Below are 15,475 nucleotides of genomic sequence, written 5' to 3'. Positions count from 1 at the left end.
TTGCACACGAGACAGATGGGGGCGGCCGGCGGAGGACCTCAAACAGGCTCTTAGGACGCTGCGCGGCCTGACGCCTTACGAGGTCATCCTCAACGCCTGGACGAAAGAGCCCGATAGGTTCAGAAGAAATCCGTCGCATCTCATACCGGGACCATACACCTAGCGCGCGCTCTGCCGAAGCGGACGCCGGTTCGTCGTCAGAGCGCGCGACCAAACAAGGACTCGGAGCCGTGACCCGATCCAATGTGATCGGGCACGGCTCTTGCACGAACATGTCTCATATTCTAAACATCCTGTGAACCGACCGCTTGATGCCAAAAATTTCGATCATTAATTGCAATCTTAATCTTCAAACGACATTACTTAATAATAAATATATTAGAATTCAACATTCTTGATAGGCGAAAGCTAGTGCCTGTGTAAATTTATATTTTATTTATGCTCTAAAAAAGGCAATAATATTTCATTATTGTTCGAAAGCTTGTTTCGATACAAGGTTTGGTAAAAACCTTATAGGCGACGAAATTAATTTGCGGCTATCTACTTAATGGTTGTATGTTGGTATTAACGTGAAACTGCGAACTTTCGTTTCTCTACGGAGTTGGAATAAACATGGTAAGCTCTCTAGACAACAAGCGTGTATGGGTTTCCGGCCATAGGGGTATGGTTGGGTCGTCACTGATACGACGGTTAGAGCATGAAAATTGCAAGATAATAACAGCTACAAAATCAGAGTTAGATTTGAGAAACTCTAATGAAGTCGATAAATGGTTTCAGGATAATCTACCTGAAATCGTTATAATAGCATCCGCCAAAGTCGGAGGCATATTAGCCAATGACACGATGCCAGCAGACTTTATCTATGATAACATAAGCATTGCTACCAATGTTATACATTGTAGTTATAAGTACAATGTTGAAAAATTATTAAACCTTGGCTCGTCTTGTATATATCCAAGACTATCACCACAGCCCATCCCTGAAACCGCGCTCTTAACAGGGCCTTTGGAGCCAACAAATGAATGGTACGCGATAGCAAAGATTTCTGCAATTAAATTATGTCAGGCATATAGAAAGCAACACGGTTGTAATTTTATTTCAGCCATGCCGACCAATTTATATGGGCCTGGAGACAACTACGATCTCAATACGAGCCACGTAGTGCCTGCTTTGATAAGAAAAATATACAGCTCTCATACTGAAAATTTATCTACTGTAGATGTATGGGGTACAGGAAATCCTCTTCGCGAATTTATGTATGTAGACGATCTCGCAGATGCTTGTATTTTTCTCATCGATAACTATGCAGAGTTTGAGCATATAAATGTCGGATCAGGAGAGGAAGTAACAATTCGGCAACTAGCGCTTACTATATCAGAGATAATCGGGTATAAGGGGAAGATCATTTTCGACTCAACCAAGCCAGATGGTACGCCTAGGAAATTGATGGACTCCTCACGGATTCATCAATTGGGATGGTCGGCTAACCATTCGCTAAAGGAAGGCCTTGAGAAAGCTATTGCTGAATATACCAGCAAGTTGCAGTAAATTTCAAAGACCATATGTGCATCGCAGGTCAGATTTACATGTAAGCGTGAGAGACGATAACTGGTATAGCGCTTCATTGTTTTCCATGAGAATCTGTTTGACCTCGGTTTGCTTTGATGCATTGACCTCGTGAGCAGAGATGCGCCGATGTGGACCGAGGCAGATCGCGAGACTGACAGGGACGCACGGTCGGAGCGATCCGACGACTGCGGCGTGGTCGACCATGGAACCGCTCCTGTCGGGCTACGATCCGCGGACGGCCGATCTGCGTGAGAGGGTCGACAGCCTGCCTGTCCCTGGACAGGACCGGCCGTCCCTGGCGCTCCCTGCCCAAGGACTTCGGCTCCTGGGAGACGCTGCCCACGTGGCACGACCGCTTCCAGGCCGGCGGGATCGGGCCGGCGATCGGCAGCCTGCTGACCCATGCGATGCGGCGTGAGCGGAGCCGCCAGCCCGAGCCGTCGACGGCGATCCTGGACACCTGATGTTCCAGATCCTGATCCTGCAGAACCGCCGAGTTTCGCTCCCCGCTCTTCGGGTCAGATCCGAGATCGGTTGTCGTTCATGCGTTTCCTCGGCCTCGGGTCCGAAGACGTCGTGCCTGATGCCAAGACCGTGTGCCTGTTCCGGGAACAACTGACCTGCGCCGGTGCGATCGAGGAGTTGTTGGCCGCCTTCGACGCGTGGCTGAAGGGCAAGGGTTACTTGGCGATGTCGGGCCAGATCATCGACGCCGTGATCATCGCAGCCCCGCGTCAACCCAACACCGACACGGCAGGCGGACTGACGCCGGCCTTCCGGGCCACATCCTGCACGCTCACGCGCTCGACCGGGAGCAGGACGAGGGGAGCCCGCAGGCCATCCTTGAGCGGACGCGAGCGGTCGCCAGCCATCGCAGCAAGCAGCGCCCTGGCGGCGTCATCGAGGAGAACGCAGACGGTCTGAGCCATGGCCCAGACGCCCGCGCATCACGCGCCGTGTGAAGTCGCCGCGACCATTGCCGTCCGGCACCACGGCGGTCTACCGGTGGTGCCGATCCGGTGGGTCTTGATCCGCGATCGGCCTGAGCGCTTCGAGCCGCAGGCGCTGCTCTGCATTGGCCCCGCCCGCGGCCCGGCGCAGAGCGTCGGCTGGTTCGTGCGGCGCTGGCAGCTCGCGGTCACCGTCCAGGAGGCGCGCGCCCATCTCGGCGTCGAGACCCGGCGCCGATGGTCCGACACGACCATCGCCCGCACCACGCCCTACCTGCCCGCCTCGTTCTCCATCGTCACCCTGCTCCCCGCGAGGCTCCCTGTCCACGAACGAAAGCCGGCGCCCGAAGACACCGGTTCATCACCGGACTGAAGCCATGCGACGTCTAGGACCCGAATTGCGAGCCGAGTTGTTCGAGGTACTCGGCGAGATCCAGTCCACCGACGCGCTTGCCGTAGTCGAAGCGCATGCCTTTGCGAATGTCGACGTTGGCGTTCTTCGTCGTCAGCGTGAACGGACGGACGCACACCCAGGCGCCCCCGCGCTGATGCTCGAAATACCCGAGAATTTCATGCTTAGCCATGACCGCAAGCTCGCTGTCGATCGCTCGGAACGAGGTCTCAACGAGCACGGCTCTGAAAGGTTCAGCGCGACGACCGGAAATATCCTACTTATTGCCAAGCTTGCCCACATGGGCATCATCCAACGCAGGTACCGGCCACGTAGGCGACGCAGTCGGAAGGTCGATCGCGACGGTTCTCCGCCAAGCTCGGACGGACGCCGCGATGGCGAACTTGGTAGAAGGTACGGGGCGCGGGCCGCACTGCGAACCGTATGTCCACCCGCGAAGTTCCGTGCCGACCGCGATGGAAGGGTTGGGCTCGTTGACCGCGCCCTGGGTGTGGTCGCTGCGCCACCCGTCACCATTTCACCCGGCCAAACCGGCTTGGCCGACCGCTTAACGCCGATCCCGCCACCGACATTGTCCCGGCCCTCGCTTGCGCTTGGCCCGTCGTTTGCGGAAGGTGTCCGCATCGGAGGACCGCTCGCCGCTGGATCGGTCCGCTCAAAAGTCCCGAGTCCATCCGTTCATGCCGCAGTCGGAATCCGAAGAGGTGCTGTTCCACATGATCGCCGGCGGACCGCGCCCGGTGGCGCCGTTCAGCCACGCGGTGGAGAGCGGCGGCTTCGTGTTCATCACGGGACAGATGCCGGACACGCCAGCGGCGCCCGGCGTGCTGCCCGACGGCATCGCGGCGCAGACGGGCAACGTCATGGAGAACCTCGGCACGGTGTTGCGGGGCCTCGGCCTCGGCCTGGAGCACGTGCTCGTCGCCCGCGCCTACCTCGCGCACTTCCGGGAGGATTACGACGCCTTCAACGCGGCCTATCGCGCGTACTTCCCGGTCGATCGCCTGCCGGCGCGCACCTGCATCGGGGTCACCGGCCTCGCCTACGACGCCCGCGTCGAGATCGACCTGATCGCGCGCCGGCCCCGCGTTGCGTGACGCAACCCCGATCCCTGACCGGGCCCGCCAAGAACCAGAACCGGGAGATCACCATGCCCTTCACCGCCCGCCCGTCCCCGTCCGCGCCGGCACCTGAGCGCGCGCGCGATCCCGCCCGGCGCGCCGGACTGGGATCGATGCTGCTGGCACTCGCGCTGATCGCGGCTCCGGGGCTGCGGGCGTCCGCCGCGAGCCTCGACGAGATCAAGGCGCGCGGCACGATGATCGTGGCCACCGAGGACAGCTACAAGCCGTTCGAGTACGTCGAGAACGGCACGCCGATGGGCCTCGACCACGCCCTGCTGGCCGTCCTGCGCAAGGATGTCCCGTTCAAGATCGAGCAGCAGATCATCCCGTGGTCCGGACTGCTCGCCGGGGTGGCCGCCGGCAAGTACGACGTGGCGCTCACCGCCGCGGTCATCACCCCGGATCGGATCAAGAACCTCGACTTCACCATGCCGATCGCCGAGGCGACGCAGTACTACGCCGTGCGCGCCAACGAGACCCGGATCAAGGGCGTCGCGGACCTCGCGGGCAGGACGGTGGGCGTGCAGGCGGGCGGGGCCTCCTACGCGGCGCTGACCGACCTGACGCAGACGCTGGCCAAGACCGGGGCCAAGCTCGGGACGGTCGTGCAGTACCCGTCCTTCCCGGAGGCCTATCAGGACCTCGTCAACGGGCGGCTCGACTACGTGATCAACGGCGTCGTCAACCTCGCGAGCCTCGTGCGCGAGCAGCCGAGCCGGTTCCGGATGGGCGAGGCGGTCGGCGCATCCACCTACGCGGCCTGGGCGGTGGCCAAGGGCAACGCCGCGCTGCTCGACGACCTCGACGGCTTCATGCGCAAGGTGCGCGCCGACGGCACGCTCTACGCGCTCCAGGAGAAGTGGCTCGGCACCACCTTCAAGGCGATGCCGGACATGCCGACCAAGTGAGGCGCCCGGGCGGTCCGTGCCGCCGCGATGCGCGCCCGCAGCCATGACCTTGGCCGACATCCTGGCGCTGCTTTCCGGTGCCGCGACCACGGTGGGCCTGTCGCTGGCGGGCATCGGCTTCGGCCTGCCGCTGGGTCTCGGGCTGGCGCTCCTGCGGGCGGCGCGCGTGCCGGTGGTCGCGCAAGGCGTCGCCACCTACGTCAGCGCCGTGCGCGCGGCGCCCATCCTCACCCTGGCGCTGTTCGTGTTCTTCGTCCTGCCCGGCGCCGGCGTGGAGCTCGCGCCGGTGCCGGCCGCGATCCTCACCCTCGCGCTCAACACCGCCGCCTTCGACTGCGAGATCTTCCGGGCCGCGCTCGATGCCTTCCCGCGCGATCAGCTGGAGGCGGCCGACGCCTGCGGCATGCGCCCCATCTTGCGCTTCCGCCGCATCGTGCTGCCGCAGCTCTGGCGCGCCAGCCTCGGGCCGCTCGTCAGCGAGATGACGATCGTGCTCAAGGGCACCCCGGCGGTGGCGGTGATCGGCGTCGTCGAGATCACCCGCGTGGCCGCGCGCGTCGGCGCGCAGACCTACGAGCCGCTTCCGCCCTTCCTCGTCGCGACGCTGCTCTACACCGCCCTGATCGCGGTGCTGGTGCGCGGCCAGCGCTTCGCCGAGCGGGCCATGGCCCGGCGCTACGGGTACGCGACGCCGTGAGCGGGATCGCCGTCGTCTGGGAGTACCGCGGCGCCTTCCTCGCAGGCTTCGGCAATACGCTCGCCCTCGCGCTGCTCGGCGCCGCCCTGAGCCTGCCGCTCGGGGGCCTCTTGGCCTTCCTCCTCGCGGAGGGCCACGCGCCGGTGCGCCGGATCGGGCGGGAGGCCGTCGACCTGATGCGCTGCGTGCCGTTCCTGCTCCTGGCCTACGTGATGTACTACGGCCTGCCCGAGATCGGCCTGCGGCTCGACGCATGGTGGGCCGGCCTCGTCACGCTGGTCCTCTACAACGGCGCCTACTTCACCGAAATCTTCCGCGCGGCGGCGCTCGCGATCCCGCGGGACACGGTCGAGGCCGGCCGCGCCTTCGGCTTCACCCGCGCCCGGCTCTACCGGCGCATCGTCCTGCCCCAGGTCGCCCTCGATGCCGGGCCGGTGATCGGCAACCAGCTCATCGTGATGATCAAGGACACGGCGCTGCTGATGATCATCACCGTGCAGGAGCTGTCCTTCGCCGCCAACTTCGTCAACGCCAGCACCTTCTCGCCGCTGGCCCCCTTCGCCGCGGCGCTGGTCCTGTACTGGCTCCTGTGCCTCGGTGTGGAGGCTGGAACCCGGCGGATCGCGGCCGTGCGGCGGCGCCGGTATGGCTGAGACCTCGACCGCGCTCGGCCCGTCGCCGGGCGGCCCGAGCGCCGCGGCGCCCGCGGTCTCGGCGCGCGGTGTCTGCAAGCAGTTCGCCGGCATCGAGGTGCTGCGCGACGTCAGCCTCGATGTGGCGGCGGGCGAGACCGTGTGCGTCGTCGGCCCGAGCGGCGGGGGCAAGTCCACCTTCCTGCGCTGCCTCAACTGGCTGGACGAGCCGAGTTCCGGCACGGTGCTGCTCGACGGTGCGCCGATCGGGCGCGTGCCGCTGCCGGACGGACGCACCCGCCCGATGACGATGCGGGAACTCGCCGCCGCGCGCACCCGCGTCGGCATGGTGTTCCAGCACTTCGCCCTGTGGCCCCACCTGACGGCGCTCGGCAACGTCGTGGAGGCGCCGATCCAGGTGCTCGGCCGCCCCCGCGCGGAGGCGTTGGCCGAGGGCCGACGCCTGCTGGAGCGGGTCGGCCTCGCCGATCGTGCGGACGCCTACCCGCACGCCCTGTCCGGCGGCCAGAAGCAGCGCGTGGCGATCAGCCGGGCGCTCGCCATGCGCCCGAGCCTGCTCCTGTTCGACGAGCCGACGAGCGCCCTCGATCCCGAGATGGTCGGCGAGGTGCTTTCCGTGATACGCGGCCTTGCCCAAGGCGGGCAGACGATGATCGTCGTGACCCACGAGATGGCTTTTGCCCGCGACGTTGCGGACCGCATCGTCCTCCTCGACGCCGGCCGCATCGTCGAGACGGGGGCGCCGGACGCGTTCTTCACCCACCCGCGCACCGAGCGCGCCCGCCGTTTCCTGGCCCGCTATGCCCGCTGACAGCGTCACAGATCTCCGTGCAGGCCCGAACGCCGCGGCGCTCGGGCGCATCCTCGCGGCCGAGCCGGTGCTCGCCGGCATCGTCCGGGCCGGGGAGGCGCTGGGTCTTGCGGAAGGCGAACTCGGCCATGCCGGACCGCCCTTCACCGAGCCCGACGCGATCCCGCGCCTCGTCCTGAACGCCCTCGCGGGCGCGGCCGTGCACGAGGGCTGGGCCGGCACCCTCGACGCGGCCCGCGGCCTGATCCGGAACGGACAGATCCGCCTGCGCTGCAACCACGACCTCGGCACCGTCTCGCCGATGGCCGGCGTCGTGCGGCCTTCACAAGCCGTGATGCGGGTCGAGAACCGGGCGGGGTCCGGCGTCACCTTCGCGACGTTGGCCGAATCGGGCCGGCGGGCGCTGCGCTTCGGCGTCTACGACGCCGCCGCCGCCGAGGGGCTGGACCACGTCGACCGCGTCATAGCGCCCGCCCTCGACCGGGCGCTGCCGCGGGGCGGCCTGCCCGTGCTGCCGCTGCTGGCCGACGCCGTCGCGCAGGGCGACGATGTGCACCAGCGCAACGTCGGCGGCATGGCCGCGTTCATCCGCGCCCTGCCGGACCTCGACGGCGCGGCGCGGGCGTGGCTCTTCGCCAACCCGCAACATGTCCTCAACTACGCGATGGCGGCAGCCAAGCTCGCCCTCGACCAAGCCGACGGCGTTCCCGGTTCGAGCCTCGTCACGGCGCTCACCCGCAATGGTACGGTCTGCGGCATCCGCGTCGCGGGCACCGGTCGGCGCTGGTTCACGGCACCCGCCACGATTCCCGAGGGCGGGTTCTTCCCGCCCTTCACCCTCGCGGACGCGCAAGGGGACCTCGGCGACAGCGCAATCGTCGAGGCCTACGGCCTCGGCGGTGCCATTGCCCACGCCGCGCCCGAGATCGCCCGGACGATGGGACGGGCCTGGGACGAGGCCGTGGGCGACGGCCGGGCGATGCGCGCCCTCTACGTCGGCCGCCATCCGCTCATCGCGCCCGCGCTGTGCGGCGCCGAGGGGGTCGGCGCCGGGCTCGACGCGGCCCGGGTCGCCGCCGCCGGCCACGCCCTGCGTATCCACACCGGCATCGGCCACCGGGACGGGACGAGCGGCTGGATCGGCGTCGGCGTGGCGCGCGCGCCCGTCGCCTGCTTCGCGGACGCGATGGCCGCCCTCGGAGACGCGGCGTGAGCGCGGACCCGCCGGCTTCCGGCGAACCGCTGCGGCTCGTCGTGGTCGGCGGCGGCTTCACCGGCGCCGTCCTCGCGATCCACGCCGCTCGCGCCTCCGCCGCACCGCTCGACATCGTCGTGCTGGAGCCCGCGGCCGAGCTCGGTCGCGGCATCGCCTACGGTGCGGCCGCGCCGGGCCACCGCATGAACGTGCCGAGCGACCGCATGGACATCGACCGCGCGCGCAGCGGCGCGGCCACGGGCTGGTTCCGGGACCATGGCATCCTGCCGGACGCGGAGAGCGACGACGGCACCGGGCGCTGCTACGTCGCGCGGCTCGCCTACGGCGCCTACGTCGGCGACCTCCTCGCCCGCACCGTGGCGGAGGCCGGCGCGCGGGTGCGCGTCCGCCACCTGCGCACCCTCGCGACCGGCGTCGCTCCGATGGGCTCGGGCTGGCGCGTGGCCTGCGACACGGGCGAGGTGCTCGACGCCGACCGCGTCGCGCTCTGCCTCACCCACGCAACTCCGGGGCTGCCCTGCCGGCTGGAGCCCGGCGTCGCCGAGGCCCGCAAGTTCGTGCCCGATCCGTGGGCGCCGCGGGCGCTCGCCGACATCGCAGCCGACGACGCGGTGCTCGTCGTCGGCACCGGCCTGACCATGGCGGACGTGGTGACGGGCCTCACGGCGGCGGGGCACGCGGGCGTCATCACCGCAGTCTCGCGCCGCGGCCTGCTGCCGCGGGCCCACGGCGTCTTCGTCACGGACCTCGACGTGCTCGGCGGCCCACCGCCGCGCACGGCGCTCGGCCTGCTCCGGCTCGTGCGCCGCCGCATCCGCACGCTGGACCCGGCGCTCGGCTGGCACCCGGTCATCGACTCGCTGCGTGCCGTGCTGACGGCGGCCTGGAACGCGCTTCCTCCGGTGGAGCAGCGCCGCACCGTGCGGCGCCTGCTGCCGTTCTGGGACGTTCACCGCTTCCGCATCGCGCCGCAGATCGAGGCGGCGCTGAACCGCGCCCGGGCGAGCGGACAGCTCCGCATCAAGCGAGCGGCCGTGACCGGCCTCGCCCGCGGGGCGGACGGGTTCGTGGCCACCCTCCGCCCGCCCGGAGGGACCCCGGCCACGCACGCCTTCGATGCGGTCATCCTCTGCACGGGGCCGGGGCGCGACCTGACGGCGAGCCCGCTGATCGCGACCCTGCTGGAGGCGGGCACCGTGCGGCTCGACGCGGCCGGCCTCGGCCTCGCCGTCGATCCCATGAGCCGCGCATTCAACGCCGCCGGCCGGCCGCAGCGCGGCCTCCACGTCTTCGGACCCCTGACTCGGGGCAGCTTCGGGGAGATGACCGGCGCCCCCGACATCGCCGTGCACATCGAGGCCGTGGTGCACGCCCTGCTCGACGACAGGAACTGAGGGAGACGCCGTGTCCAAGCCGCACAAGATCCACCACCACGTTCCGCGCGCGAGCCCGCCGCCGGCCTCCTCCCGCTACGCCCACGCGGTCCAGGCGGCGGGCTGGCTGCACGTCACCGGCCAGCTTCCCACCGATCCGGACGATCCGGCGGCGCCCCTGCGGCCCGGCATCGCGGCGCAGGCCGAGATGTGCTTCGAGAACATCGCGCGCATCCTCGACCATACCGGCTACGCCCTCGACGACGCGGTGTTCGTGCGGATCTACCTGCGCGCGTTCGAGCGGGATTTTGCCGCCTTCAACGCCGTGTACGCCCGTCACTTCCCCTCCGACCGCTCACCGCCGGGTCGCACGACGGTCGGCGTCGCCGCCCTCGGCCGCGGCGCGCTCGTGGAGATCGACCTCGTCTGCTACAAGCCGGAGGATGGGAGGACGGACGGCGCTGTCTGAGAGCGTCCCGGCCGGGACCACGTCGCCGCGCACCGCCATCCATGACCGCAGCGCCTTCGGATCGCGTCCGAGCGCCGCCGTCACCGGCCGCTTCAGGGGCGCCCGGCGATCGGGTCGTCTGCGCGCTCGGGGATCGAGCAGGCGCCGCGCAGCACCGTCACCGCAAGCGCCCGCGCGCGCGCGACGAGCCCGCCGTCGCCCGTGACCATCGCGCCGACGGTGCAGCCGTCCGCGATCATCATCAGCGTCTCCGCCACGCCGTCGCTGTCGGCCCCGCCGGCCTGGGTGACGATCGCGCGGAGAACGTCGACGTTCGCCGCCCGGTGCGCGCGCGCGATCGGCCGGACGCAGACGTCGTCGATCTCGGCCTCGCCGACCGCGTTGATGAAGGCGCAACCCTTGAAGTCCGGCTCGGCGAACCACGCCGCCAGCACGTTGAAGTAGCCCTCGAGCCGCTCGACCGCGCTTCCGGAGGCGGGCATGTCCGCGGACAGGCGCTCGAACCACGCCCGGCTCTCGCGCGTGAGGACCTCGCGGATCAGGCCGTCCTTCGAGCCGAAGTGCTTGTACAGGGTCATCCGGGCGACGCCGGCCTCGGCGAGGATGCCGTCGATGCCCGTGGCATGGATGCCCCGCGCGTTGAAGAGCTGCGTCGCGGCCGAGACCAGCCGCTCGGCCGGATCGATCTCGGCGCGGACGCGCGCTCCACCTCTGCGCTGCGTGCCCCGGGATCGCGCACCGGCTGCCTTTGTCCCGCTCATCCGCACCGCTGATCCATCGAGACGCCCTGCGGCTCGGCGTCGGGCCGAACCTGCCGCAGGCGCCGCGTGTCGAAGCCGCCGGTCGTTTAGCACGCGATCGGACTGGCACGAACCTTGTCTTCTCCCAATCCCATGCAGGCTGTTGCGCGTACAGACCGACCGGTCTATCTTCAATCGCTGGAGGTGTGACATGCCGCAACAATTCGACGTCGCAATCGTGGGCGCCCGCGTCGCGGGATCGAGCCTCGCCATCCAGCTCGCGCAGCAGGGCGCGAAGGTGATCCTCATCGATCGGGCGCTGTTCCCGTCGGACACCGTGTCGACGCACGTGATCTACCCGGCCACGATCGAGCGGCTCGCGCGCCTCGGCGTTCTCGACGGGATCATGGCGCACCGGCCGCCGCCGCTCTACACGGCTTGGCACCACCAGAACCGCATGTTCGTCGCCCCGCACACGCCCGAGCACGGCCGCGACTGGGCGATCTGCGTGCGCCGCAGCACGTTGGACGGCCACTTGGTCGAGCGCGCGGAGGCGTGCGGCGTCACGATCGATACGGCGATGACGGTGACCGGGCTCGTCGGCGCCGGCTCGCCCGACGATCCGGTCCGCGGCGTGACGGCCTATCGCGACGGCGTTGAGCACGCGATCCACGCCGACATCGTCGTCGGGGCGGACGGGGCCAACTCGACCGTCGCCAAGCTCGTCGGCGCGGAGCGCGAGCGGGTGATGCCGACCCGGACGATGCTGTACTACGCCTACTGGACCGGCGTGGACGGCCGGAACACGCAGGACTTCTTCTTCGAGCCGCCGTGGGTGTGCGCGCACTTCCCCGCCGACGACGGCCATCACGTGCTCACCATGAACGGCCCGGTCGAGCTGCGCCGGTCGATCCCGGACCTGGAGGCGTTCTACCTCGACAAGCTCGCGTCCATCCCGCAGCTCGCCGGCCGCCTCCGCCACGCCACGAAGGTCTCGAACGTGCGCGGCAGCCCGCGGCTCGACGGGTTCTACCGCCGCCACACCGGTCCCGGCTGGCTCCTGACCGGCGATGCCGCCCACTTCAAGCATCCCGCTTCGGCGCAAGGGATCGGGGATGCGCTGCACGCGGCCGAGGTGATCGCCGCCGGCATCGCCGACGGCACGTGGCGGTCCTCCTACCCGGAATGGCGGGAGGTCACGTCGCGCGATCTCTACGCGTTCTGCGAGTTCCTGGCCGACGTGCCGACCGATGCCGGCATGCGGCGGGTGCTCGACATCGCGATCCAGGACCCTTCGGCCGCGCGGGCGATCGTCGACATCTGGAGCCGCACCAGCGCGCCCTGGGACGCGATGGCCCGCGTGCCGGCGATGCTCGAGGCCGCCGGCCCTTCCCCCGAATCCGTGCTGGCCAAGTACGAGGGTGGGTCACCCCTGCGCCTCGCCAGCTAGTCCGCGCCGGCACGTTCCGCAGGATCATCGAGGAGGAGAATCCAATGCTCGTTCACAGGCCGGGGACGACCGTCTCCTGCGATGATCCCGGCGCGTCTTCGCGCGGGGCGACCCGTCGGCGCTGGCTCGGGCGCCTGTGCGCCTGCTGCATCGGCGCCGCGCTGGCGCCGGCCGGTCTCGCGCTCCTGGAGCGAGCCGACCGGGCCGAGGCCGCGACCGCGCAGGGCACGATCCGCGTGGGACACCTGCCGGCGGGCTGCGTCTCGCACCTGCTGCTGGCCAAGAAGCGCGGCCTGTTCGAGAAGGCGGGCATCAACGCCCAGCTCACGCAGTTCAACGGACCTGCCGACAACATCCTGGCGCTGCAATCCGGCAACCTCGACGTCATCCACAATCCCTGGACCACCACGGTCGCGGCGTTCGCGGACGGATCGGACAACCTGCGCATCGTCGGAGGGTCGGGGCTGGCCGGCATCGAGCTGGTCGCCCGCAGCGGCACCGTGAAGAACGTCGGCGAACTCGCCGCCGCCGCGGGGCAGGGCCTGCGCGTCGGCACCCTCAAGCTCGACACCCTCGAACTCGTCACCTACGGCACGATGGCGATGCACGGCCGTTCGTACCGCGACTACGCCATGCAGTTCTTCCCGAGCATGGTCGGGATGGGCGAGGCGATCTCCAGCGCCGCCATGGACGTGGTCTCCCTCGCCCAGCCCTACGCGCAGTCGGTGGTCGCGCAGAACGGCGCCGTCTACCTCGCCAGCTCGAACGATGTCTGGGGCCCGGAGGCACCCGATTGCGTGATGACGACGACCGTCGACGTCATGCGCGCCAAGGCCGACCTCCTGACGGCTTACATGAAGGTCCTGGTCCAGGGCGCCCACGAGTTCTACGCCGACTTCGACGGCGCGGTCGCCGACCTGCAGCCGATCTACGGCGCGCCCAAGGAGATCCTCGAAGTCGCCCTGCGCCGTCAGGCGCCGAACCCGATCATCCGCGACGCGGGCGCCTACGGTCTTCGCAACGCGGTCAAGTACCTGATCGATCTCGGCTACATGAAGACGAACGTCGCCGACGGCGTCCTCGCCCTCAACCTGCAGCCGGCGTGATGGGCATCGGCGTCGGTGGAACGTCGACCGGTGCCGTGACCGGCGCGGCCTCGGAGTGACGCCGCGCGGCAACTCCGGCCTGATGGCTCCCGCCGACCGGCGCGCCGCCGCCGTCCTGCGCCTCGAACCGGCATCGCCCGGGCCGGTGCCGGAGGTCCGCGTCACGCGCGTGGCTTCGGAACCGGCGATTGAACCCGTGCCGCGAGCCGGCCGTCTCGTCCGGGGGGCCGGGCTTGCCCGCGCGTTCGGGGCCGTGGCGTTCCTCGGCGTGTGGGCCGCGCTCGCGGCGTTCTGGGAGATCGCGGTCGCCCGCGGCTGGCTCAACGGCCGCGTGCTGCCGCCGCCCTCCGTGCTCGGCGCCTACGTGCTCGCGGGCAACATGTCGGCCGGCATCGGCTACGGCAAGGTCAGCTACGGCCAAGCGATCCTCGATACCCTGGGCCGGGTCATGGCCGGCTTCGTCATCGGACTCCTCGGCGCGCTGGTGACCGCGATGCTGATCTGGGCGTTTCGCCCCGTGCGCGCGGTGGCGATGCCCCTCATGCAGACCATCGCACCGATCGCGCCGGTGGCGTGGATCCCGCTGGCGATCTCGCTCGTCGGCCTCGGGTCCGGCGCGGCCATCCTCGTGGTGGTGCTGGCGATCCTGGGCGGCGTATGCGCGTCGGCGGTCGCGGCCTTCGACGCGATTCCGGGCGAGTACGTCAAGGCCGGACGGCTGCTGGGCGCGCGCGGCCTGCGCCTGTGGCTGCGGGTGGTTCTGCCGGCAGCGGCCCCCGCCCTGGTCACGCTCGCGCGCATGAGCTTCTTCGGGGCGTGGATGGCCGTGCTCGCGGGCGAGATGGCCGGGATCAGCTCGGGGCTGGGCGCCCTGATCATGCTCGGCCAGCAGCAGTTCAACATGCGCCTCGTCATGATCGGCATCGTCACCATCGGCGCCCTCGGCTTCCTCATCGACCGTGCCCTGCTCCGCCTCGGGCGATCTCTGGTGTGGTGGGAGCACCGGAGCGCGCGGCAGGTGGCGCGGTGAGCCTGCGCTTCGAGGCGGTCGCGAAGGACTTCGGCGCGGGAGCGGTCATCCGGGACGTCGCGTTCCGGCTCGAGACCGGCACGTTCGGCGTGATCGTCGGACCTTCGGGCTGCGGCAAGAGCACCCTCCTGTCGCTGGCGGCGGGACTGGAAACCGCCTCGGCCGGCTACGTCTTCGCCGACGGCCGCGAGGTGTCCGGCATCTCGACCGACGTCGCGATGATCTTCCAGGACCACAACCTGTTCGCCTGGGCCAACGCGCGCGACAACGTCGCCTTCGGGCTGGAGATGCGGGGGATGCGCCGCGGGGCGGCGCGGGCGCGGGCCGTCGAGCTGCTCGAGGAGGTCGGGCTCGCGCGCTACGCCGACCGCGTCCCCGCCGAACTCTCGGGCGGCATGAAGCAGCGCGTGGCGCTCGCGCGCGTCCTCGCCCTCAAGCCGCGCATCGTCCTGCTGGACGAGCCGTTCGCGGCGCTCGACTACCAGACCCGTCGGCTGATGCAGACCTACCTGCGGGCGACCGTGCGGCGGACCGGCGGTACGACCCTGCTCGTCACCCACGACCTGCCCGAGGCGCTGACGCTGGCCGACCGGTTGATCCTGTTCTCGGGCTCGCCCGGGACGGTGCGTGAGGTCATCGACATCGCAGCCGACCATCCGCGCGACCTTGCGCATCCGGTTCTGGCCGCGCTGCAGCGCGACCTCGAAGCACACCTCGAGGCCGAGGCCCTGCACGGCGAGTTCACGGCGGAAGAGCGGGTGCGCCTCCTGGAAGAATGACCGGATGCGCGCGACGATCGCGGTCCTGCCTCGCAATGGAGTTCTTGCCGCCTGGAGCCGCGCCCGATCGCGTTGCAATCGGGCGCGGCTCCAAGTCTTTGTTGCGTCGCGCTCTCCACCGAACCGGCGCCCACTTCGGCGGAGCGCGCTCTGGCGGTGAAACGCACTGCCGCGCTCCGAGACCCCGG

The 15,475-nt window shown here is 68.8% G+C and carries 16 protein-coding genes and 2 pseudogenes; 16 read left to right on the top strand and 2 right to left on the bottom strand.

The features are described from left to right. Nucleotides 1-612: 612 nt before the first annotated feature. The 4 genes and pseudogenes from ACFE8Y_RS08655 to ACFE8Y_RS08640 all read left to right on the top strand — a co-directional run bounded on the left by ACFE8Y_RS08655 (nt 613) and on the right by ACFE8Y_RS08640 (nt 2,892). Nucleotides 613-1,548 (top strand): GDP-L-fucose synthase family protein, encoded by a 936-nt coding sequence (locus ACFE8Y_RS08655; protein ID WP_375463986.1) that lies wholly within the window; start codon nt 613-615, stop codon nt 1,546-1,548. Between the two features lie 147 nt (nt 1,549-1,695). Next, nucleotides 1,696-2,030, top strand: a pseudogene (locus tag ACFE8Y_RS08650) (transposase); the annotation flags it as partial. 58 nt (nt 2,031-2,088) lie between these two features. Then, a pseudogene (locus ACFE8Y_RS08645) lies at nt 2,089-2,316 on the top strand (transposase); the annotation flags it as partial. Nucleotides 2,317-2,496: 180 nt separating this feature from the next. Then, a complete protein-coding gene (locus ACFE8Y_RS08640) occupies nt 2,497-2,892 on the top strand; it encodes a hypothetical protein (RefSeq protein WP_375463985.1) in 396 nt (131 codons plus the stop codon). Between the two features lie 13 nt (nt 2,893-2,905). Here ACFE8Y_RS08640 and ACFE8Y_RS08635 read toward each other — a convergent pair whose 3' ends face one another. Further along, complete coding sequence (locus tag ACFE8Y_RS08635; RefSeq protein ID WP_375463988.1) at nt 2,906-3,103, bottom strand: hypothetical protein; 198 nt, start codon at nt 3,101-3,103, stop codon at nt 2,906-2,908. A gap of 532 nt (nt 3,104-3,635) precedes the next feature. Between ACFE8Y_RS08635 and ACFE8Y_RS08630 the strand changes: the two genes are divergently transcribed. The 8 genes from ACFE8Y_RS08630 to ACFE8Y_RS08595 are packed head-to-tail and all read left to right on the top strand — an operon-like array spanning nt 3,636 to nt 10,182. Further along, the gene (locus ACFE8Y_RS08630; RefSeq protein WP_375463987.1) at nt 3,636-4,028 is read left to right on the top strand and encodes a RidA family protein; all 393 of its coding nucleotides are present in this window, start codon (nt 3,636-3,638) and stop codon (nt 4,026-4,028) included. 53 nt (nt 4,029-4,081) lie between these two features. Beyond that, nucleotides 4,082-4,963: a transporter substrate-binding domain-containing protein gene (locus ACFE8Y_RS08625; RefSeq protein WP_375463984.1), complete on the top strand. Its 882-nt coding sequence runs from the start codon at nt 4,082-4,084 to the stop codon at nt 4,961-4,963. A 43-nt stretch (nt 4,964-5,006) separates the two neighbouring features. Next, nucleotides 5,007-5,660 carry an amino acid ABC transporter permease gene (locus ACFE8Y_RS08620; protein WP_375463983.1) on the top strand — a complete coding sequence of 218 codons (654 nt, stop codon included), beginning with the start codon at nt 5,007-5,009 and terminating at the stop codon, nt 5,658-5,660. Further along, nucleotides 5,657-6,313 (top strand): amino acid ABC transporter permease, encoded by a 657-nt coding sequence (locus tag ACFE8Y_RS08615; protein WP_375463982.1) that lies wholly within the window; start codon nt 5,657-5,659, stop codon nt 6,311-6,313. Before ACFE8Y_RS08620 ends, ACFE8Y_RS08615 begins: the two co-directional genes overlap by 4 nt. After that, the gene (locus ACFE8Y_RS08610; RefSeq protein ID WP_375463981.1) at nt 6,306-7,124 is read left to right on the top strand and encodes an amino acid ABC transporter ATP-binding protein; all 819 of its coding nucleotides are present in this window, start codon (nt 6,306-6,308) and stop codon (nt 7,122-7,124) included. The genes ACFE8Y_RS08615 and ACFE8Y_RS08610 overlap by 8 nt, the downstream gene beginning before the upstream one ends. Beyond that, nucleotides 7,114-8,337, top strand: a complete 1,224-nt coding sequence (locus ACFE8Y_RS08605) for a DUF1116 domain-containing protein (protein WP_375463980.1) — start codon at nt 7,114-7,116, stop codon at nt 8,335-8,337. The genes ACFE8Y_RS08610 and ACFE8Y_RS08605 overlap by 11 nt, the downstream gene beginning before the upstream one ends. Then, nucleotides 8,334-9,734 (top strand): FAD/NAD(P)-binding protein, encoded by a 1,401-nt coding sequence (locus ACFE8Y_RS08600; protein ID WP_375463979.1) that lies wholly within the window; start codon nt 8,334-8,336, stop codon nt 9,732-9,734. Before ACFE8Y_RS08605 ends, ACFE8Y_RS08600 begins: the two co-directional genes overlap by 4 nt. 10 nt (nt 9,735-9,744) lie before the next feature. Beyond that, complete coding sequence (locus tag ACFE8Y_RS08595) at nt 9,745-10,182, top strand: RidA family protein (protein WP_375463978.1); 438 nt, start codon at nt 9,745-9,747, stop codon at nt 10,180-10,182. A 92-nt stretch (nt 10,183-10,274) separates the two neighbouring features. Here ACFE8Y_RS08595 and ACFE8Y_RS08590 read toward each other — a convergent pair whose 3' ends face one another. Continuing rightward, nucleotides 10,275-10,943 carry a TetR/AcrR family transcriptional regulator gene (locus tag ACFE8Y_RS08590; protein ID WP_375463977.1) on the bottom strand — a complete coding sequence of 223 codons (669 nt, stop codon included), beginning with the start codon at nt 10,941-10,943 and terminating at the stop codon, nt 10,275-10,277. 190 nt (nt 10,944-11,133) lie between these two features. On the opposite strand from ACFE8Y_RS08590, the gene ACFE8Y_RS08585 reads away from it, so the two are divergent. The 4 genes from ACFE8Y_RS08585 (at nt 11,134) to ACFE8Y_RS08570 (ending at nt 15,287) form a co-directional block, all read left to right on the top strand. Continuing rightward, entirely contained in the window at nt 11,134-12,372 is a 1,239-nt protein-coding gene (locus tag ACFE8Y_RS08585) for an NAD(P)/FAD-dependent oxidoreductase (protein WP_375463976.1), read from the top strand. Between the two features lie 44 nt (nt 12,373-12,416). Beyond that, on the top strand, nt 12,417-13,478 hold the full coding sequence (locus ACFE8Y_RS08580; RefSeq protein WP_375463975.1) for an ABC transporter substrate-binding protein: 1,062 nt from the start codon (nt 12,417-12,419) through the stop codon (nt 13,476-13,478). Nucleotides 13,479-13,674: 196 nt separating this feature from the next. After that, nucleotides 13,675-14,508 (top strand): ABC transporter permease, encoded by an 834-nt coding sequence (locus ACFE8Y_RS08575; protein ID WP_375463974.1) that lies wholly within the window; start codon nt 13,675-13,677, stop codon nt 14,506-14,508. Continuing rightward, nucleotides 14,505-15,287, top strand: coding sequence for an ABC transporter ATP-binding protein (locus ACFE8Y_RS08570; RefSeq protein WP_375463973.1), 783 nt, complete (start codon nt 14,505-14,507; stop codon nt 15,285-15,287). The genes ACFE8Y_RS08575 and ACFE8Y_RS08570 overlap by 4 nt, the downstream gene beginning before the upstream one ends. The last annotated feature ends 188 nt before the right edge of the window (nt 15,288-15,475 follow it).

The sequence above is a fragment of the uncultured Methylobacterium sp. genome (assembly GCF_964242245.1).
GTDB lineage: Bacteria > Pseudomonadota > Alphaproteobacteria > Rhizobiales > Beijerinckiaceae > Methylobacterium.
Note: the sequence above shows the minus strand (reverse complement) of the source record. Positions and strands in the feature narration are given on the sequence as shown.

Bases quoted from the DNA above. Each gene is read 5' to 3' on its own strand.
- ACFE8Y_RS08590 (WP_375463977.1), bottom strand. From the start codon at position 10,943: ATGAGCGGGACAAAGGCAGCCGGTGCGCGATCCCGGGGCACGCAGCGC.
- ACFE8Y_RS08640 (WP_375463985.1), top strand. From the start codon at position 2,497: ATGGCCCAGACGCCCGCGCATCACGCGCCGTGTGAAGTCGCCGCGACC.
- ACFE8Y_RS08610 (WP_375463981.1), top strand. From the start codon at position 6,306: ATGGCTGAGACCTCGACCGCGCTCGGCCCGTCGCCGGGCGGCCCGAGC.
- ACFE8Y_RS08620 (WP_375463983.1), top strand. From the start codon at position 5,007: ATGACCTTGGCCGACATCCTGGCGCTGCTTTCCGGTGCCGCGACCACG.
- ACFE8Y_RS08580 (WP_375463975.1), top strand. From the start codon at position 12,417: ATGCTCGTTCACAGGCCGGGGACGACCGTCTCCTGCGATGATCCCGGC.
- ACFE8Y_RS08605 (WP_375463980.1), top strand. From the start codon at position 7,114: ATGCCCGCTGACAGCGTCACAGATCTCCGTGCAGGCCCGAACGCCGCG.
- ACFE8Y_RS08655 (WP_375463986.1), top strand. From the start codon at position 613: ATGGTAAGCTCTCTAGACAACAAGCGTGTATGGGTTTCCGGCCATAGG.
- ACFE8Y_RS08625 (WP_375463984.1), top strand. From the start codon at position 4,082: ATGCCCTTCACCGCCCGCCCGTCCCCGTCCGCGCCGGCACCTGAGCGC.
- ACFE8Y_RS08585 (WP_375463976.1), top strand. From the start codon at position 11,134: ATGCCGCAACAATTCGACGTCGCAATCGTGGGCGCCCGCGTCGCGGGA.
- ACFE8Y_RS08635 (WP_375463988.1), bottom strand. From the start codon at position 3,103: ATGGCTAAGCATGAAATTCTCGGGTATTTCGAGCATCAGCGCGGGGGC.